An 18,616-nucleotide genomic window follows, 5' to 3' on the forward strand; every position below is an offset into this window, starting at 1 on the left:
CTCTAGAAAAAAAGTTCTAGACATGGTGTTCTAGAATCGGTATTCTAGCGTCATGTTAAAAAATACTTCCACTCCCCATCCCACGGCCGCCGAACTGGACCTGCTGCGCATCCTCTGGCAGCGCGGTCCGTCCGACGCCCGCGCCGTGTATGACGCCCTGGCCGCGGAACGCGCCGACGCCAGCTATGCCACCGTGCTGCGCCAGCTGCAATTGATGCATGGCAAGGGTCTCCTGAGTCGCGACGAAAGCCAGCGGCCGCAGCTGTATGCGGCCGTCGACGCGCAGGAAAAGTTACAGACCAGCTTGCTCAAGGACTTGATCGGCAAGGTGTTTTCCGGTTCCGGCAAGGCGCTCGTGCTGACGGCGCTGCGCGAGCACGTGAGCGACGCGGAACGCCTGGAAATTGAAAAAATCCTGCGCAGAAAGGATGGCAAACAGTCATGAACCTGGACATGCGCCTCGGCATCGATCTGGGCAACCTTGTCCCTGCGCTGGGCTGGGTCTTGCTGTATTTCGTCTGGCAGGGCGTGATCGTGGGCGCCGTCTCCGGCGCGCTGCTCTGGCTGCTGCGCCACGCCAGCGCGCGCTGGCGCTATGCCGTGTGCGCGCTGGCATTGCTGCTGTGCCTGTGTATTCCCGCCGTTCATCTGCTCTCGCTGCTGGCGGATGCGGGCGCCTCGCCGGCCCGGCTGTCGATGGACGCGCCGCCCGCCTGGCGCGCCGCGCTGCAAGCGTGGATGCCCGCCCTGGTGCTGGCCTGGAGCGCCGGCGTCGGCCTGATGAGCTTGCGCCTGTGCCTGGGCCTGGCCTGGGTCGGCAAGCTGCGCCGCCAGGCTGTGGCCGCCCCGGCCATCTGGCAGGCGCGCGTCGATGCGCTGGCGCTGCGCATGGGCTTGCGCCGCAGCCGCCAGGTACCGCTGAAGCTGCATGCGGGCTTGTCCAGTCCCGTGACGGTCGGCTTCTGGCGCCCCGTCATCCTGCTGCCGGCCGCCTTGCTGAGCGGCATGCCCGTCGCCTTGCTCGAAGCGTTGCTGGCGCATGAACTGGCGCACGTGCGGCGCTGGGATTACCTGGTCAACCTCTTGCAAAGCGTGGCCGAGGCGCTGCTGTTTTTTCACCCCGTCGTCTGGTGGCTGTCGGCGCGCATGCGTGCCGAGCGCGAGCAGGTGGCCGACGCGCTGGCCGCGCAAGCGCTGCAGGACCCGCAGCAGCTGGCCACGGCGCTGCATGCCTTGTCCTTGCACACGGCCGCGCCGCAGCAAGCCGGCTTGCTGATGTCGGCCCGGGGCGGGGCGCTGCTCACGCGCATCGAAAGGCTGATGGCGCCCGGGCTTGATACGGCCGGCTGGAAACTGGCCGTGCCCGCCTTGCTGCTGGCCTGCGCCACCTTGCTGCTGCAGGTGCAGGGCAAGCCTGCCGTCAACGGGACGATCTTGGCCGATGCCGCCGTCGCGATGCTGGACTTGCCCGTCAGCGCGAAACATATGCTGGTATTCGACGACGCCAGCGGCCAGGTGCTGATGGCGAAAGACGCGGACGCCGTCGTGCCCATCGCCTCGATCACCAAGCTGATGACGGCCATGGTGGTGCTGGATGCCGGGCTCGACCCCGACGAGCAGCTGCGCATCGTGCGCGCCGATGGCGGCTCGTCCTTGCAACGCTACAGCCTGCTGGCCGATGGCGCGACCGTGTCGCGCGGCGCGCTGTTGCAACTGGCGCTGCTGCCGTCCGAAAACCGCGCCGCCGCCGCGCTGGCGCGCACCTATCCGGGCGGCAGCACGGCGTTTCATCAGGCCTTGCAAGCGAAGATCCACCAGCTGGGCTTGCGCCGCACCACCCTGACGGACCCGGTCGGCAGTTCGCCCGCGAATACGTCGACGGCCAATGAGGTGGCGAAGATCGTCGCGGCCGCCGCGCGCTATCCGGACATCGCGCGCATCACCAGCCATCCGCAGGCCAGCGTGGCCGTCAATGGCAAGCTTCGCACCTTGCACAACACTAACCCGCTGGTGGGCGGCAAGGGCTGGGACATTGTGCTGTCCAAGACGGGCAGCAGCAACGCGGCGGGCAGCTGCCTGAGCATGCGCATGCGCAGCGGCGGCAAGCACGTCACCGTGGTGCTGCTGGACGCCGACGGCGCGCAGCGGCGCTCGCTCGACGCCGGACACATCCGCGACACCCTGGCCGACAGGACTGGCCGCATGCATTGATACCCCCCCCGGGCGCGCCAGTGCGGGCGCCCTTCTTTTTTACACTCTGGAGATGAAGATGACACTATTGGCGAAGTTGATGCTGGCTACGGTTGCGACCATGGCGGCAGGCACCGTGCAGGCGAAGACACCGGCCCCGGTGCAGGATAAGCCTGTTGATTGCGACAGTTGCAAGGAATGGAACGCGCCCGTCAAGCCGTTCAATATCTATGGCAATAGCTGGTATGTGGGCACGGCCGGCCTGTCCGCCGTGCTGGTGACGAGTCCGCAGGGCCATATCCTGCTCGACGGCGCGCTGCCGCAATCGGCACCCCTGATCATCGCCAATATCCAGGCGCTGGGCTTTCGCATCGAGGACGTGAAAGTCATCCTCAATTCCCACGCCCATTGGGACCATGCGGGCGGCATTGCCGCACTGCAAAGGGCCAGCGGCGCCACCGTGATGGCCAGCGCCTCGGGCGCCCTGGGCCTGCAAAGCGGCACGAATGGCAAGGACGATCCGCAATACCAGGCCAATCCCGTCGTGCACGTCGCCAAGGTGCGCAAGGTCAAGGTGGTGGGCGAGGGCGATACCGTCAAGGTGGGGCCGCTGACCTTGACGGCCCACATGACGCCGGGCCACACGCCAGGCGGCACGACGTGGACGTGGACCTCGTGCGAAGGCGACCGCTGCCTGGACGTCGTATATGCGGACAGCCTGAACCCGTATGCCAGTGGCGATTTTACTTATACGGGCAAGGGCAAGGGCGGTTCGCCCGATATTTCAGCCTCGTTCGAAGCGAGCATTGCCAAGGTGGCCGCCTTGCCATGCGACATCATCATCCCCGTGCATCCGGGCACGACGGACGTGCTGGGCAAGGCGGCCAGACGCAGCGGTACGGACAACCCCCTGATCGACGCCGGCGCATGCCGCGCCTACGCTGCCGAAGCGGGCGGTTTGCTGGCCAAGCGCCTGGCGAAGGAACGGGGCGAGGCGGTGCCTCTCGAGGCCAAGGGCGCGGCGCACGCGCATTAAGATTTTTTACTCTGCCGCCTGCTGTTTTTGCAGGCGTTTCAGGAACACCGTCATTTCCTTGACGGCTTGCAGGTCGCCTTGCTGCCGGGCCACCGTCATACCTGTGGTCCAGGCCGCTTGCGCGTCATCCAGCCGGCCCAGCTGAAGCAAGGCCTTGCCCAGCAGTTTCCAGGCGGCGGAATAGCCGGGTTGCTGTTGCGTCGCTTGCGCCAGGTGGACGGCGGCTTGCTCGGCGTCATGCTCTTTCAGGCAGGCATCGCCCAGGCCAAAGCGCAGCAGGGCGTTGTCGCGTCCCTGCGCCAGCAGTTTTTCCAGATTTTCACGCATGCTCGACCTCATCAATATGCAAGTTAGTTCTTGTATATTAACGTTTCCACCGACAAGTCACAAGCCGGCGTTCAGCCGGCCACATCCACCACCAGCTTGCCGCGCGCGCTGCCGTCGATTTGCGCCGCATGCGCATCGTGCGCCGTGCGCAGGGTAAAGCGGCGTGGGTCGAGCCGTACCTGCAACTTGCCAGCCTCGATCAGTTTGTTCGCTTCGCGCAGAATCGCGCCATGGCGCGCGTGGCCCTGGCCGCTCAGCAGGGGCAGCAGGGTGAACACGCCGGAATAGGTCGCCGCGCGCGCCGTCAGCGGACTCAGCGCAAACGTGCCCCAACCGAGGCAGCTGACGACGTGGCCGCCATAGAGGCGCGCCGCCTGGAAGCTGGCGTCCAGGGTGGCGCCGCCCACCGTATCGTAGACGATGTCGAAGCCGGCGCCGCCCGTGTGTTCGGCCATGTAATCATCCACCGTGCTGGTGCGGTAATCGATGAAACGGGCGCCCAGCGCCTCGATGGCGGCGCGGCTGGCGGCGCTGCCCGTGGCGAACACGGTGGCGCCCAGAGCGACGGCCAGTTGCACGGCCATGTGGCCCACGCCGCCCGCGCCGCCATGCACGAGCACGCTGTCGCCCGCCTGCACGCGGGCACGATCCACCAGCCCTTCCCAGGCCGTGATGAAGACGAGGGGCAGGGCGGCCGCTTCGCGCAGGCTCAGTCCTTGCGGCACAGGCGCCAGCAGGGCGGAGTCGAAGACGCCATACTCGGCCAGCGAACCCTGGATGCCGGCGATGCCGCCCGCCATGCCATACACTGTTGCGCCAACGTGAAAAGTCGTCACGCCATCGCCCACGGCCGCCACCGTGCCGGCCACGTCGATGCCGAGGATGGCGGGCAGGCTGGGCCAGGCGTGCGGTGCGGCGCCGGCGGCGATCTTCGCGTCGAGTGGATTGACGCCGCTGGCGGCGATACGCACGAGGACTTGCCCGGGGCCGGGCTGCGGCACGGGCAGGTGCTCGATGCTCATGGGGACGGCAAAGCGGGTGAGGACGAGGGCTTGCATGGGATTCTCCTGTGGTTGATGCCCCCAGTCTAGGCGGGAAGGGCATAAAGAAAAACGGGACGCGGCCCGATGCACTATTGCGGAATCGTGGATAATCGCCTGAAAAACAGGAAGGGAAGGCATGGACAGGTTGGAAGCGATGAAGGTGTTTTGCGCCGTGGTCGAAGCGGGCGGCTTCAGCAAGGCGGCGCAGCGCCTGGGCATCTCGACCTCGTCCGTGACGAACCAGGTGGCGGCGCTGGAAAAGCATTTCGGCGTGCGGCTCTTGCAGCGCACCACGCGCAGCATGTCGCTCACGGCCGAAGGCCAGCAGTGCCATGCGCAGGCGCGCCAGGTGCTGGCCGGCATGGCGGCGCTGGAGTCCAGTCTGGAACAGGCGGCCGGGAAACCCTCGGGCAGCCTGCGCGTGGATATGCCCAGCAGCATCAGCCGCAACCTGGTGGCGCCCGCCTTGCCCCGCTTTACCGCCGCCTATCCCGACATCGCCCTGCGCCTGACGGTCAGCGACCGCCTGGTCGACATGGTGGAAGAGGGCATCGACGTGATGCTGCGTATCGGCGAACCGCAGGATTCATCGCTGGTGGCGCGCAGCCTGCTCCACATGGATTACCTGTGCTGCGCCTCGCCCGACTTTGTCGCCCGGCATGGCATGCCGCCATCGCCGCAGGAGCTGGAGCGGTACGCCTGCCTGCATTTCCTGTATCCGAAAGCGCGCCAGGTGCGGCCGTGGCTGTTCCAGGACGGGGATGCGGGCGAACCCTATGCGCATACGCCGCCGGCCGCCCTGGCCTTCGACCATATCGAATCGATGATCGCCGCCGCCCAGGCCGGTTGCGGCATCGTGCAGGCGCTATCCGTTTCCGTGCAGCAGCCTTTGCGCGAGGGGAGCCTGGTGCCCGTGCTGCAAGCGTTCCGCACGCGGGGACCGGACTTGTGGGCGCTGTTCCATCCGCGCCAGCTGCGCGCCGCCAAGGTGCAGGTGTTCGTGGAGTTTTTGGCGCAGATTGTTGGTGAGGGCTTTAATGAGAATTGATTATCAATTATAATGCAAGCCTATTGCATTGATTTGCAGCCTTGTCAGGAATTCCATGCACGTGTTTTTACGCCGCCCCGTGGCGCTTTTACTTGCCGCTGCCAGCCCCTGGTCACTGGCAATCGATGATGTGCAGGCTGACGATGTCGTCACCGTCAGCGCGGAGCGCCAGCATTACCGCAGCCTGTCCGCCACGGGCGCCACCAAGACGGATGCCTTGCTGATGGACTTGCCGCAAAGCGTGCGCGTGCTTACTAGCGACTTGCTGCGTGACGCGGGCGTGACGACACTGGCCGGCGCGCTGGACCTGGCCAGCGGCATCGCCAGGCAAAGTCCGCTGGGCGGCCTGTGGGATAGCTACGCCATGCGCGGCTTCACGGGCGACCCGAATTTCGGTTCCGATTACATGGTCAACGGCTTCAGTTCCAGCCGCGGCTACAACGGCATGCGCGACGCGGGCAATACGCAGAACGTGGAAGTGCTGAAAGGTCCCGCTTCCGCGCTGTACGGCCGGGGCGAGCCGGGCGGCACGGTGAACATCACGACGAAAAAGCCGAAGTTCGCACCGGAATACAGCGCCGACGTATCGCTGGGCAGCTTCCAGACGCGCCGCGTCGCGCTGGACTTGACGGGTCCGTTGAGCGATACCGTCGCCTACCGCCTGAACGCCGCGCAAGAGGAAGGGCACAGCTTCCGCGATACGGTGAAAGTCGAGCGCAGCCTGTTTTCTCCGTCCTTCCTCTGGCTGGCGGGCGAGCACACGAGCGTGTCGTATGAAATCGAAGCCGTGCGCCAGCGCGCGCCGTTCGACCGGGGCGTGGTGGCCGTGCATGGACAGCTGGGTCTTGTCCCTGTCTCGCGCTTCCTGGGCGAACCGGATGACGGGCCCATGACGGTCAAGTCGCTGGGGCAGCAGCTGTTCATCCACCACGCGCTGTCCGACGACTGGACGGTGCAGGCGGGCGCTTCCTACCGCGACAGCGAATTGAGCGGCTATTCGACCGAGGCGAACAAGCTGCTGGCCGATGGCCGCACCCTGAACCGCCAGCGCCGCCACCGCGATTTCTCGGCCACCGACGCCTCCGCCCGTGTCGAAGTGCTGGGCAAGTTCAGGACGGGCCCGCTGGCGCACGAGGTGCTGGCCGGCGTCGACGCCTACCATTTCGACGACCACCGCGTGCAGCTGCGCCGCAATCCGTCCGCTGGCAATCCATATGCCATCGATATTTATGCGCCCGTGTACGGCGGCAAGGCCGCTCCGCTGGCCCTGTCCATCGACACGCAGGAAGGGCAACGGGCGCGCGGCCTGTATGCGCAGGACCAGGTCGATCTGGGCGCCCAGTGGAAGGCGCTGGTCGGCGTACGCCACGATACGTACACGCAGGATGTGGCGAACCATCGCCTGAACACGAGCAACCGCCAGTCGCTGTCGGCCACCAGTCCCCGCGCGGGCCTCGTGTACCAGCCGTCGACGGCGTGGTCGCTGTATGCGAGTGCCGCGAAAGGTTTCCGGCCCAACAGCGGCATCAGCATCGACAACCAGGCCTTCCCGGCCGAGCGCAGCCGCTCGTATGAACTGGGCGCCAAGCTGGAAACGGGCAAGCTGACGGGCACCGTGGCCGTGTATGACATCCGCAAGCGCAATGTGCTGACGACCAATCCCGCCAACACGGACTTCGCCATCGCGGCGGGCGAGGTGGGCAGCCGGGGCCTGGAACTCGACGTGTCGGGAGAAGTGGCGCGCGGCTTGCGCGTCTCGGGCGCCTATGCCTACACCGACGCCACCGTCACGCGCGGCGACAATACGATTGTGACGGGCAGCCGCTTCGCCAACGTGCCGCGCCACAGCGCCAGCCTGCTGGCCACGCAGCAATTCGCGCTGGCCACGGGCACGGCCAGCGTGGGCGGCGGCGTGCAATATGTGGGCGAGCGCCTGGGCGACGTCGCCGTCAGCACCAGTTTCACCTTGCCGGCCTACACGACGGCCAAGCTGCTGGCGTCGTATTCGCCCAACGCACAATGGCGCCTGGCCCTGAACGTGGAAAACCTGTTCAACCGCAGCTACTATGCGAGTTCCTATAGCGCCTTGTGGGTGGCGCCGGGGGCCGAGCGCACGGTGACCCTGAATGCACACTACCGTTTTTAATCGATGACCATGACCTTGACTTCCCCCGCCACCCTGCGCGCCCGCATCGCCGTCATCGACGTGCTGCGCGGCCTCGTCATGCTGATCATGCTGTTTGACCATGTGCGCGAGACGGTGTTTTTACATCACCAGGTGAGCGACCCCATGGATGCGGCCGGCGTCGATCCGGCCCTGTTTTTTACCCGCCTGGCCGCCCACGTGTGTGCGCCCATGTTTGTCTTTTTGACGGGCTTGTCCGCCTGGCTGTACGCGCATCCGGCCGCCGGCCCCCGCAGCGCGGCCGGTTTCCTGTTCAAGCGGGGTTTGCTGCTTGTCGTGCTGGAACTGGTGTTCGTTAACTTCGCGTGGAGCGGTGCGTTTCCGCCCGCCGTGCTGTACCTGCAGGTGATCTGGGTCATCGGCCTGGCCATGATGGCGCTGGCCGTGCTGCATAAGCTGCCGTTGAAAGTGCTGGTCGTGCTCGGTGTAGCGATTATCGCGGGACAGCATCTGCTGACCGGCTTGCGCGCGCAAGAGGGCAGCTTTGCCTATTATCTGCTGACGGTGCTGCTGCAACGCGGTTACCTGGTGGCCGACGGCGCCATGAAGATCAAGGTCAGCTACCCGCTGCTGCCGTGGATAGGCGTGATCGTGCTCGGTTATGCGGCCGGGCCCCTGTATGCGCGCAGCCGCTCGCCGGAGGGAAGGCGCCGCCTGCTGCTGGCGCTGGGTGCGGGCAGCTTGCTGCTCTTGGGCGTGCTGCGCGGCTTCAATATTTACGGCGAAACCTTGCCGTGGGTGGCCGGCGACACGGCCTTGCGCACGGCCATGAGCGTGCTGAACTTCACCAAGTATCCGCCGTCGCTGGATTTTCTCCTGTTCACCCTGGGCCTGGGCCTGCTGGGCCTGGCCTGGCTGGAAAGCGTCGATAACGGGTTCACGCGCGCTTGCGCCACCTTTGGCGGCGCGCCCATGTTTTACTACTTGCTGCACCTGTATCTGCTGCTGGTGATAGGCATCACCTTGACGGCGCTGCTGGGCGCCAACCACGGCGCCCGCTACGGCGTCGAACATATCTGGCAAGTCTGGCTGCTGGCCTTGCTGCTGATGCCCGTGCTGTACTTCCCCTGCCGTGCGTTTGCCCATTACAAGCGCACGTCGCGGCAGGCGTGGGTACGTTATTTCTGAATGACGCTTGCTTGCCAGCACCTACTTGCAGTACAGCCTGTCGATGCTGTGGCTGGACGCCAGGTAATGCCGCGTCTGCCACCCGATGGCCACGCGGTAGGCGCACGGCGGGTCGAGAGCCACATTGACGGGGAAGCCGCCGTTGTTGCCCGATAAATGGGGCCCGCCCGCGCCGCCGCGGAACAGATAATTGCTCGGTGGCGGCGGTGGCGTGAAGCTGGCGGCCGGCAGCGGTGGCGGCGGGTGCTGGATGCCGTTGTTGTTGGAAATCGTGAGATTGAAGAAGCGCAGATGCGGGTGGTCGATCGTGTACAGGATATGCACGAGACCGCCCGAGACGGGGTTGCAGGCATTGCTGCGCAACTCTTCCAGGTCCAGCGCCACGATGACGGGCGAGTTGTCGAAGACGATGGAGTCGAGCCCGTCCGTGGCCACGATGGCCAGGGTATTGCCATCGCGCACCTCGAAGCCCAGGCGGTAGCGGCGTATCGGTTCGCTTTCGGCCGCCGTCAGGCTGCGGCCCGCGTCGAGGATGGGCAAGCCGCCCGGCAGTTTGGCCGGATGCAGGCTGGTGATGGCAGGCGTATTCACGGTCAGCAAATCGAAGGTGCGCAGGAAGATATTCTGCTGCACGATGACGATGGCCGTCGTGCCGTCGCGCATGTCCACGGTGACTTGCTTGCCGTCCACCCTTATCCAGCCGCCCGGCTTCAAGTCGCCCGCATCGACGATCACCTGCGCCGAGTCGGCCAGGCCCAGTCCGTTCGTATAGAACACATAGCCGACGAGGGTGCCGAGCACTTGCGTCAGCGGCGCCAGGCTGGCCGGCGCCACCGTCGGGATGGCCGTCGGGTCGTCGCTGCCGCCCGGCCAGGACCATTCGCCGATCAGGAAGCGGTATTCGAGCGGATTGGCGGGGATGGCGCTGTTGCGCAGCGGGCAATTGCCTTTCAGGGTGACGCCGCCGCCGAACACATACGAGGCGGCCGCGCCGCCCGCATAACCTTGCGCGGAAAAGCCCGCCAGCGAAGGGAAGGGATGGATGTCGAAGATTTCCACCTGCTGCCAGTGGGGCACGTCTTCCACGTCGGGCGGCAGGACGTCTTTCGAGCATAATTCCACGCAGAAACAGTGGCCCACGTTTTCGCGCCCCGGCTGGCGCCCGTTGGCCTGCGTTTCCGACAGGATGGTGACGCTGCCCAGCTGCGCCGTAAAATACACGTCGGGGCCGCTGGTGAATTCCACGTTGATGAAGGGCGAGAACGGCGTGAGCGTGAAGTCTGACGTCAGGTAATCGATGCGGAAGCGCCCGCCGGCGTCCGTCACCGCCACGCCCAGCGCATCGTCCTGCAGCCAGTCCGCGTCGAATGCGCGCACGGTGGCGCCCGCGATCGGCGTGTGGGGCGCCTCGCAGGTGCGCAGGCGGCCGCAGATGGTCCAGGCGCCGAAACGGGCGCGCACCAGGCACCAGAAGCGTTGCGGCAGGCAGTAATCCCAGATGGCGAGGAAATCGTTGTCGACCTGGCGCCAGCGGGGCTGGATGGTGGTGATGGAAAACTGCAACGGCACGGGGTCTTTCGGCCCCGGCTTCAGATGCGGCACGGTAGGGCACAGCACATCGACTTCGACGGCCTCGCCCTGATAATCGCCGTCCAGGGTGAAACTGTAGTTGCCGTCGTCATCCGTGCGCGCCTCGGCCAGCAGGAACGGCGCCTTGGCTTGCACCTCTTCATCGGTGAGGATGGCGAAGGTTTCCTTGGCGCTGGCCACGGCCAGGGCCGTGACGTTTTGCGACGCGCGCGTCCGGTACAGGCGCACGATGACGTGGGATAAGGCTTCAGGACATTCGGCACAGATCAAGCCGCACAGCTTGCCTCGCAGGATATAGGCCATGATGGTTCCCTTGCTGGTGTGGACGGGCGCGCCGCTCGCAGTGGCGGCGCTGTTACCAAGCTAGCAAATGAATCGCCGATGGGCTTGATCTGGCTTAAACCTTACGTGTTATTTAATCAGCGCCAGCACGTCGCGGAAGCACGGATGCTTGCAGTCGCGCAACCATTCGAAGGCCAGCATCTCCACCGTCACCAGATGGGCGCCGAGCTTGTCCAGGCGCGCCAGCGCCGCGTCGCGGCTGGCCGCCTGGCGTGAACCCACGGCGTCGATGGCGATGATGACGTCATATCCGAGCTCGAGCAGGCCGACGGCCGTCTGCAGCATGCACACATGGGCTTCGCAACCGGTGACGACAATCTGTTTGCGCCCGGCGGGCAGCATGTCCTGCAAGCCATCAAAACAGGCGCCGAAATGCGTCTTGTGCAGGGTCTGTTCGCACAGCGCGGCGATCTCTTCCACGTTCGGTCCCAGCCCCTGGCGGTTCTGTTCTGTGCCCAGCACGGGCACGTCGAGCAGGCGGGCGATCCTGGCCAGGCGCAGGTTTTGCGCCAGTACCAGGCCCGCATCGTGGATGGCCGGCATCAGGCGGCCTTGCAGGTCGACAATGACCAAAACAGCCTGGCTTGCATCCATCAGCATGGCATTCTCCTTATTAGTATGTGGCGACAGTGTAGCGCGCCGCAGTGTGCTTAAGTGGGCCAGCTGGGCGTGGCCGTTTCGCCCATCAGGTAGGCGTGGTTCAAATCGATGGCGCTGCGCAGGTAGTTCCACAGGGCGCTGACCCGGGCGATGTTGCGCCGCTCGCTGGGCGAGATCATCCAGAAGGCGCGCAGCAGGTCGATCTCGCCGTCGAGCACGGGCACCAGCTCGTTCGATTGCTGCGCCACGAAGCAGGGCAGGATCGCCAGCGCCTGGCCCGCGCGCGCCGCGTGGTACTGGGCGATCACGCTGGTGCTGCGGAATGCGCGCAGGGAGTCGGGCGCCACGTTGTCCATGTAGCGCAGTTCCGAACTGAAGACCAGGTCGTCCACATAGCCGATGATGGGGTGCTGCGCCAGCTGCGCCACGCTGGTAATCGGTGCGTGGCGCCCCAGGTAGGCTGGCGTGGCGTACAGTTTCAGCCGGTAGTCGGACAGCTTCGTCACGACGTACGGGCCGGACAGGGGCCGCTCGATGGAAATGGCCACGTCCGCCTCGCGCTTGGACAGGCTGACGAAGCGGGGCACGGCGATCAAGTCCACGCTGATGTGCGGGTAGCGTCCGCAAAACTGCGCCAGGTGCGGCGCCAGCACGATGGCGCCGAAGCCCTCGGTGGCGCCCAGGCGCACCTGGCCCGACAGCAGGCGATTGTGTTCGCCCAGTTCCTCGGTGGCGGCAAACACCGTGCTTTCCATGGTTTCCGCGTACTCCATCAGGCGGTGGCCCTCGGGCGTCAGCTGGTAGCCCACGTAGTTGCGGTCGAACAGCTGCGTGCCCACCTGTTCCTCGAACTTGCGCATGCGCCGCGACACGGTGGAATGGTCGATGCCCAGCTTTTTCGCCGCATCGACGAGACCGGCGCTGCGCGTCAGTTCCAGGAAGACCCGTACATTGTCCCAATCGAGCATGGCAAACCCTCTCTGTGCATTTTTGCAAAGGAATTATGCATTAATTTCACTTGAGTGCATATTTTTACACATGCAGAATGCATCTAAACATATAAGAAAACCCATCCACCTGGAGACACGCATGAAAAAAACCGTTCTGGCCATGGGCGCGCTGGCGCTTTCCCTGTCTTTCACCGGCGCGCACGCGCAGATTTCCGATGGCGTCGTCAAGGTCGGCATCCTGACCGACATGTCCGGCCCATATTCGGCCATGGGCGGGCGCGGCTCCGTCGTCGCCAGCCAGATGGCCGTCGAGGATTGCCTGAAGGCCGAATGCAAGGGCATGAAGATCGAAATCCTGTCGGCCGACCACTTGAACAAGGCCGACATCGCCGCCTCCAAGGCGCGCGAATGGCTGGACCGCGACAAGGTCGACGCCATTGCCGACCTCACGAATTCCTCGGTGGCCCTGTCCGTGCAAAAGCTGATGAAGGAGAAGGGCGGCATCGCCATGTTCAGCGGCCCCGCCACGGGGCGCCTGACCAATGAAGACTGCTCGCCGAACGGCTTTCACTGGATGTTCGACACGTATTCGCAGGCGGCCGGCACGGCGGCGGCATTGACCAAGCTGGGGCAAAAGTCGTGGTACTTCGTCACCGTCGATTATGCGTTCGGCCACTCGCTGGAAAAGGATGCCAGCGAAGTCGTCAAGCGCAATGGCGGCACCGTGCTGGGCGCCGTGCGCCATCCGCTCAACGCGTCGGACTTCTCGTCCTTCCTGGTGCAGGCGCAAGGCTCGAAGGCGCAGGTGATCGGCCTGGCCAACGGCGGCGCCGACACCGTCTCGGCCATCAAGCAGGCGCGCGAGTTCCGCATCGGCAGCGGCAAGGACCAGCGCCTGGCCGCCTTGCTGGTGTTCCTCTCCGACGTGCATGCGCTGGGGCTGGACACGGCCCAGGGCCTCGTCTACGCGGACGGCTTCTACTGGGATTTCGATGACCGCAGCCGCGCCTTCGCCAAGCGTTTCGAGGCGCTCAACAAGGGCGCCAAGCCGACCATGGTGCAGGCGGGCGTGTATTCGAGCGTCTACCACTACCTGAAATCGGTGGCGGCCGCGAAGAGCGACGACTCGAAGATCGTCGCCCAGAAGATGCGCGAGCTGCCCATCAAGGATGCCGTCATGAACAACGCCTCGATCCGCCCCGACGGCCGCGTGATCCACGACATGTATCTGGTGCAGGTCAAGACCCCGGCCGAATCGAAAGGCGCGTGGGATTACCTGAAAGTGCTGTCCACCATTCCCGCCGACCAGGCCTTCAAGCCGATGGATGCGGCCGCGTGCAACCTCGTCAAAAAATAATCACGGAGCCAAACAAATGAACCAAGCCCTCACCTCAATTCCCGCCGTCCCCCTGCACATAGCCGGCAAGCACCACGCCTCGACCAGCACGGAATGGCGCGACGTCGTCAACCCGGCCACCCAGGAAATCGTCGCCAGGGTGCCGTTTTCCACGCCCGATGAAGTCAATCTGGCCGTCGCCACGGCCAAGGAAGCGTTCAAGACGTGGCGCAATACCCCGCTGGCCGCGCGCATGCGCATCATGCTCAAGTACCAGCAGCTGATCCGCGACAACATCGGCGCCCTGGCTGAACTGATCACGCGCGAACATGGCAAGACCCTGCCCGACGCGGAAGGGGAAGTCATGCGCGGCCTGGAAGTGGTGGAGCACGCGTGCTCGATCGCCACCCTGCAGCTGGGCGAGATCGCGGAAAACGCAGCCACCGGCGTCGATGTCTACAACATCTACCAGCCGCTGGGCGTGGGCGCCGGCATCACGGCGTTCAATTTCCCCGTCATGCTGCCGTGCTTCATGTTCCCGATCGCCATCGCCTGCGGCAATACGTTTGTGCTGAAACCGTCGGAGCAGGACCCGTCCTCGTCGATGTATCTGGTCGAACTGATGTACCAGGCGGGCTTGCCGGCCGGCGTGCTGAACGTCGTGCATGGCGGCGCGGACGTCGTCAACATGCTGTGCGACCATCCCGACATCAAGGCAGTCTCCTTCATCGGCTCCACTCACGTGGGCACGCATGTGTACCGCCGCGCCAGCGAATCGGGCAAGCGCGCGCAATCGATGATGGGCGCGAAAAACCATTGCGTGGTGCTGGCCGACGCCAACAAGGAGCAGGCGATCAATAACCTGATCGGCGCGGCCTTCGGCGCGGCCGGCCAGCGCTGCATGGCCAATTCCGTCGTCGTGCTGGTGGGCGAGGCGCGTTCCTGGCTGCCGGAAATCGTCGCCCGTTCGCAAGCGCTGAAAGTGGGGCCGGGCAGCGACCGCACGGCCGACCTGGGGCCGATGGTCTCGAAAGCAGCCATGCAGCGGGCGGAAAAGCTGATCCAGGCAGGCGTGGATGACGGCGCGCAGCTGCTGCTCGACGGCCGCGGCCACAAGGTGGCCGGCTACGAGGGCGGCAACTTCATGGGCCCGACGATTTTCTCGAAGGTGGCAGCGTCGAATTCCGTCTACACGCAGGAAATCTTCGGCCCCGCCATGTGCGTGGTCGAAACCGATACGCTCGACGAAGCGATCGCCTTCATCAACGCCAACCCGAACGGCAACGGCACCTCGATCTTCACCTCGTCCGGCTGGGCCGGGCGCAAGTTCCAGAACGAGATCGACGTGGGGCAGGTGGGCATCAACGTGGCCATTCCCGTGCCCGTCGCCTATTTCAGCTTTACCGGCTCGCGCGCGTCGAAACTGGGAGATTTGGGCCCGAACGGCAAGCAAGCCTTGTACTTCTGGACGCAGACCAAGACCGTCACGGCGCGCTGGTTCGCCCCGGACGACGGCGGCAGCGGCGTGAACACCACCATTGCGATGAAATAAGGAGGCGGCGATGAGCACCAATATCGTTTTCATCGGCCTGGGCAACATGGGCTTGCCCATGGCGCACAACCTCGTGCGCGCCGGCCATGCGGTGACGGGCTTTGACTTGCTGCCGGCCAGCGTGCGGCATTTCGCCGACGGCGGCGGCCTGGTGTCCGACGACCAGGCGGCAGCGATAGGCGCCGCCGACATCGTCATCACCATGCTGCCGGCCAGCCGCCACGTGCTGGGTGCTTATCTTGGCGACGCGGGCATCCTGGCGCAGGCGCGGCCCGGCACCTTGCTGATCGACTGTTCGACGATTTCCACCGAGGCGGCACGCCAGGTGGGCCGCGCGGCCGAGGAAAAGGGCATGCCCATGCTGGACGCGCCCGTGTCGGGCGGCACGGCGGGCGCCACCAACGGCACCTTGACCTTCATGGTGGGCGGCGAAGAGTCCGCGCTGGCGGCGGCGCGGCCTTACCTGGACGTCATGGGCAAGGCGATTTTCCATGCGGGCGGCTCCGGTTGCGGCCAGACGGTCAAGATCTGCAACAACATGCTGCTGGGGATTTTGATGATCGGCACCAGCGAAGCGATACGCCTGGGCGTGGCCAATGGCCTGGACGCCAAGGTGGTGTCGGACGTGATGGCGAAAAGCTCGGGCCGCAACTGGACCCTGGAGGTGTACAACCCGTGTCCGGGCGTGGCCGAGAACGTGCCCGCGTCGCGCGGCTACACGGGCGGCTTTGGCGTCGACCTGATGCTGAAAGACCTGGGGCTGGCCGTGGAAAGCGCCTTGGCCAGCGGCGCCTCCGTGCCGCTGGGCGCCTTGTCGCGCAATCTGTACAGCTTGCACAGCAAGGCGGGGTCGGGCGCGCTGGATTTTTCCAGCATTTACCAGCTGCTGGGCGAGAAAGCTTAAGGGGTCTGCGCCTGCAGGGCGGCCAGTTCCGCCCTGGCTTTTTCCAGCTTGCCTTCCAGCTTGGCGATCTTTTTCGGCTGCTTGTTCGCTTCCTGGGCCAGGCGCAGCGAGCGCTCCGTCTGGTTGACCTTGGCCTGCGCCTTCAGTACCTTCTTGTTATGGCGTTCGACCAGCACATTGTCGCGGCAGTGGGCATTGACTTCGTCGAGCGCACGCGTCAGGCCCGCGACCTTGTCGGTCAGGCCCTGTTCCTGCGCCTGCTGCAATTCGCTGCGGATGCTTTCGCGCTTGGCGGCGCAGCCGGCCAGCTGGGTGTCGGCGGCGCTGGCGGCGCCGCTGGCGGCGAGGACGACGAGCAAGGCCAAGGCGGTTTTCGATACGTGGTTCATGGTGTTCCTGTGTCAGTGGTGGGCTCGTGCAATGTAAGCCTGCCGGCCTGCCCTGTCAAACTTCGCCTACCGTGCGCGCCTGTCTGGCGTGGCATCGGCTACCATGCGTGTTTTCTACTTCCCGACACCGCCGCATGCCCAAGAAATTACTGTTGCTGATGCCTTTTCTTTTGCCGCTGCCCCTCCTGGCCCAGACTTCGCCCACCTTGCTCGACCTGCAGCTGATCGCCATCAAGGCAAGAGCCGATGTGACGACCCATAGCCCGGAAAGCATGGCCGAATTTGAGCAGGCACGGCGGCTGGCGGAAACCGGCGACGTGGAGGCGCAGCTGGAACTGGCGCGCATGCTGCAGCTGGGCGCCGGCGCGCCGCAAGACACGGCGCTATCGATGGCCTGGATACGCAAGTCGGCCGAAGGCGGCTATGCGCCGGCGCAAGCGGCCCTGGGCCTGGCCTACACGGTGGGCGGCAAGGTGCCCGTCGACCGCGTGCAGGGCGAAGTCTGGCTGCGCAAGGGCGTCGCGCAAGGCGACGAACTGGCGCAAGCCATCCTGGCGCTGGAATTCATCGATGGCGGCAGCAGTGCCGAGGAACAGACGCTGGCCATCCGATGGTTAAAGAGGGCGGCCGAACAGAACTTCGTGCCCGCGTATAACGCGCTGGGCGAGCACCTGATGCGCGCAGCCACCGATGAGCAGGAGCGCGCCGAGGCTTTCCACTGGTATGACAGATCGGCGCGCGAACAGGAACCTGCCGGCATGCGCAACCTGGCCCGCGCGCACGAGCTGGGACTGGGCGTGGCACAGTCGGACAAGCTGGCCCTGGCCTGGTATGAGCGGGCGGCATGGAGCGGCGACCTGCCCGCCATGCGGCGCATGCTCGATGTGTCTGTGAAGGGTGAACTGGGACAGGCGGCGAATGCCGAAGACGCGGCCGAATGGCGCGCCAAGCTGGCAGAGAAGGAAAACAAATGAAGACTGTCCTGTTGATATTGAGCCTGGCCATGGCGCAGAGCGTGCCGGCGCAGCCAGCCGCCGAAGCGGCGCCGCGCCAGCATCCGGCCCTGGCCGAATTCGACATGTCCGGCCTGGACGCCATGCGCGCGAGGGTGCAGGCCGTGATCGACCGCCCGGCCGACCTGTCGCCGGACAAGGTCGCCGCCTTCGACAAGGCGCGCCGCGCCGCCGAAGGGGGCGACACGGCCGCCCAGCTGGAGCTGGCGCAGATGCTGCACCAAGGCGAGGGCACGCCGCGCGACGTCGACGCCGGCCTGGCGTGGATGCGGAAATCGGCCGAAGGCGGCTATGGCCCGGCGCAGGCTTTCCTCGGTGTGGCCTACACGCTGGGCCAGGGCATGGCCACCGACCGCAAGCTGGGCGAATACTGGTCGCGCAAGGGCGCCGCGCAAGGCGTGGAACTGGCCAATTACACGCTGGCCATGCACTTCGAGAATATCCACAGCAGCCCGGCAGAGCAGGCGCATGCGCTGCACTGGCTGAAATATTATGCGGAAAACGGCTTCATCCCCGCCTACAATGAAATCGGCTATCGCCTGATGATGACGGCCAACGATGACGCGCAGCGCAAGGAGGCGTTCGGCTGGTACATGCGGGCGGCCAAGGCGCTCGATCCGCCCGGCTTGAACAATGTGGCGTACTCGTATGAAGTGGGGCAGGGCGTGCCGCAGAGCGACGAGGCGGCCCTGGGCTGGTATGAAATGGCGGCCATCGCCAAAAGCCCGCCGGGCCAGACGGGTTTTGCGCGGCTGCTGGAGCAGGGGCGCGGTGGCCCCACCCGGCAAGGGCCGGCGCCCCAGCCCTTCGCGCTGTACCTGCTGGCGGCCAGGCAGGGCGACGCGGAAGCCATCGAGCGGCTGGTCCAGGTGTACGATAAGGGCGAGCTGGGACAGGCGGCCGACCCGGCCAAGGCGGCACTGTGGCGTGAAAAGCGCAAGCTGGCCAAGACTCCCTGAGCGGGCATGACGGCGCGGGGACGG

17 protein-coding genes are annotated in these 18,616 nt (G+C 65.6%); 11 read left to right on the plus strand and 6 right to left on the minus strand.

Translation table 11 applies throughout. The annotated features are described in order from the left end of the window. Positions 1 to 52: 52 nt before the first annotated feature. The 3 genes from ACQ4W4_RS17810 to bla are packed head-to-tail and all read left to right on the plus strand — an operon-like array spanning position 53 to position 3,226. Positions 53 to 445: a BlaI/MecI/CopY family transcriptional regulator gene (locus tag ACQ4W4_RS17810; protein WP_436543120.1), complete on the plus strand. Its 393-nt coding sequence runs from the start codon at positions 53 to 55 to the stop codon at positions 443 to 445. After that, positions 442 to 2,211: a M56 family metallopeptidase gene (locus ACQ4W4_RS17815; protein WP_436543121.1), complete on the plus strand. Its 1,770-nt coding sequence runs from the start codon at positions 442 to 444 to the stop codon at positions 2,209 to 2,211. Before ACQ4W4_RS17810 ends, ACQ4W4_RS17815 begins: the two co-directional genes overlap by 4 nt. 58 nt (positions 2,212 to 2,269) lie before the next feature. Next, positions 2,270 to 3,226, plus strand: coding sequence for a subclass B3 metallo-beta-lactamase (bla, locus tag ACQ4W4_RS17820; protein ID WP_436543122.1), 957 nt, complete (start codon positions 2,270 to 2,272; stop codon positions 3,224 to 3,226). 6 nt (positions 3,227 to 3,232) lie between these two features. Here bla and ACQ4W4_RS17825 read toward each other — a convergent pair whose 3' ends face one another. Both ACQ4W4_RS17825 and ACQ4W4_RS17830 read right to left on the minus strand, forming a co-directional pair. Beyond that, on the minus strand, positions 3,233 to 3,553 hold the full coding sequence (locus ACQ4W4_RS17825) for a tetratricopeptide repeat protein (RefSeq protein ID WP_436543123.1): 321 nt from the start codon (positions 3,551 to 3,553) through the stop codon (positions 3,233 to 3,235). A 71-nt stretch (positions 3,554 to 3,624) separates the two neighbouring features. Beyond that, positions 3,625 to 4,611 (minus strand): zinc-dependent alcohol dehydrogenase family protein, encoded by a 987-nt coding sequence (locus ACQ4W4_RS17830; protein ID WP_436543124.1) that lies wholly within the window; start codon positions 4,609 to 4,611, stop codon positions 3,625 to 3,627. A 121-nt stretch (positions 4,612 to 4,732) separates the two neighbouring features. On the opposite strand from ACQ4W4_RS17830, the gene ACQ4W4_RS17835 reads away from it, so the two are divergent. Genes ACQ4W4_RS17835 through ACQ4W4_RS17845 form a run of 3 tightly spaced genes read left to right on the plus strand, consistent with a single transcriptional unit; the run spans position 4,733 to position 8,957 of the window. Beyond that, positions 4,733 to 5,644: a LysR family transcriptional regulator gene (locus tag ACQ4W4_RS17835; RefSeq protein ID WP_436543125.1), complete on the plus strand. Its 912-nt coding sequence runs from the start codon at positions 4,733 to 4,735 to the stop codon at positions 5,642 to 5,644. A gap of 55 nt (positions 5,645 to 5,699) precedes the next feature. Next, positions 5,700 to 7,790, plus strand: a complete 2,091-nt coding sequence (locus ACQ4W4_RS17840; RefSeq protein ID WP_436543126.1) for a TonB-dependent siderophore receptor — start codon at positions 5,700 to 5,702, stop codon at positions 7,788 to 7,790. Positions 7,791 to 7,793: 3 nt separating this feature from the next. After that, a complete protein-coding gene (locus ACQ4W4_RS17845; RefSeq protein ID WP_436543127.1) occupies positions 7,794 to 8,957 on the plus strand; it encodes an acetyltransferase domain-containing protein in 1,164 nt (387 codons plus the stop codon). 21 nt (positions 8,958 to 8,978) lie between these two features. On the opposite strand, the gene ACQ4W4_RS17850 is transcribed toward ACQ4W4_RS17845, so the two are convergent. From ACQ4W4_RS17850 to ACQ4W4_RS17860, 3 genes are all read right to left on the minus strand, one after another. Then, positions 8,979 to 10,850, minus strand: coding sequence for a transthyretin-like family protein (locus ACQ4W4_RS17850; protein WP_436543128.1), 1,872 nt, complete (start codon positions 10,848 to 10,850; stop codon positions 8,979 to 8,981). A gap of 108 nt (positions 10,851 to 10,958) precedes the next feature. Continuing rightward, the gene (locus ACQ4W4_RS17855; protein ID WP_436543129.1) at positions 10,959 to 11,489 is read right to left on the minus strand and encodes an isochorismatase family protein; all 531 of its coding nucleotides are present in this window, start codon (positions 11,487 to 11,489) and stop codon (positions 10,959 to 10,961) included. Positions 11,490 to 11,539: 50 nt separating this feature from the next. Then, positions 11,540 to 12,457 carry a LysR family transcriptional regulator gene (locus tag ACQ4W4_RS17860; RefSeq protein WP_436543130.1) on the minus strand — a complete coding sequence of 306 codons (918 nt, stop codon included), beginning with the start codon at positions 12,455 to 12,457 and terminating at the stop codon, positions 11,540 to 11,542. Positions 12,458 to 12,578: 121 nt separating this feature from the next. Between ACQ4W4_RS17860 and ACQ4W4_RS17865 the strand changes: the two genes are divergently transcribed. Genes ACQ4W4_RS17865 through mmsB form a run of 3 tightly spaced genes read left to right on the plus strand, consistent with a single transcriptional unit; the run spans position 12,579 to position 16,231 of the window. Then, entirely contained in the window at positions 12,579 to 13,796 is a 1,218-nt protein-coding gene (locus ACQ4W4_RS17865; RefSeq protein ID WP_436543131.1) for an ABC transporter substrate-binding protein, read from the plus strand. Positions 13,797 to 13,812: 16 nt separating this feature from the next. Then, positions 13,813 to 15,327 carry a CoA-acylating methylmalonate-semialdehyde dehydrogenase gene (locus ACQ4W4_RS17870; RefSeq protein WP_436543132.1) on the plus strand — a complete coding sequence of 505 codons (1,515 nt, stop codon included), beginning with the start codon at positions 13,813 to 13,815 and terminating at the stop codon, positions 15,325 to 15,327. A gap of 10 nt (positions 15,328 to 15,337) precedes the next feature. After that, positions 15,338 to 16,231, plus strand: a complete 894-nt coding sequence (mmsB, locus tag ACQ4W4_RS17875; protein WP_436543133.1) for a 3-hydroxyisobutyrate dehydrogenase — start codon at positions 15,338 to 15,340, stop codon at positions 16,229 to 16,231. Here the strand turns inward: mmsB and ACQ4W4_RS17880 are convergent. Then, entirely contained in the window at positions 16,228 to 16,620 is a 393-nt protein-coding gene (locus ACQ4W4_RS17880; protein WP_436543134.1) for a DUF1090 family protein, read from the minus strand. The two genes, mmsB and ACQ4W4_RS17880, sit on opposite strands and share 4 nt — an antisense overlap. Positions 16,621 to 16,754: 134 nt before the next feature. Between ACQ4W4_RS17880 and ACQ4W4_RS17885 the strand changes: the two genes are divergently transcribed. Continuing rightward, complete coding sequence (locus tag ACQ4W4_RS17885) at positions 16,755 to 17,594, plus strand: tetratricopeptide repeat protein (RefSeq protein WP_436543135.1); 840 nt, start codon at positions 16,755 to 16,757, stop codon at positions 17,592 to 17,594. Continuing rightward, the gene (locus tag ACQ4W4_RS17890) at positions 17,591 to 18,592 is read left to right on the plus strand and encodes a tetratricopeptide repeat protein (protein ID WP_436543136.1); all 1,002 of its coding nucleotides are present in this window, start codon (positions 17,591 to 17,593) and stop codon (positions 18,590 to 18,592) included. The genes ACQ4W4_RS17885 and ACQ4W4_RS17890 overlap by 4 nt, the downstream gene beginning before the upstream one ends. The last annotated feature ends 24 nt before the right edge of the window (positions 18,593 to 18,616 follow it).

Source organism: Janthinobacterium glycogeni, from assembly GCF_051380725.1.
Lineage (GTDB): Bacteria > Pseudomonadota > Gammaproteobacteria > Burkholderiales > Burkholderiaceae_D > Janthinobacterium.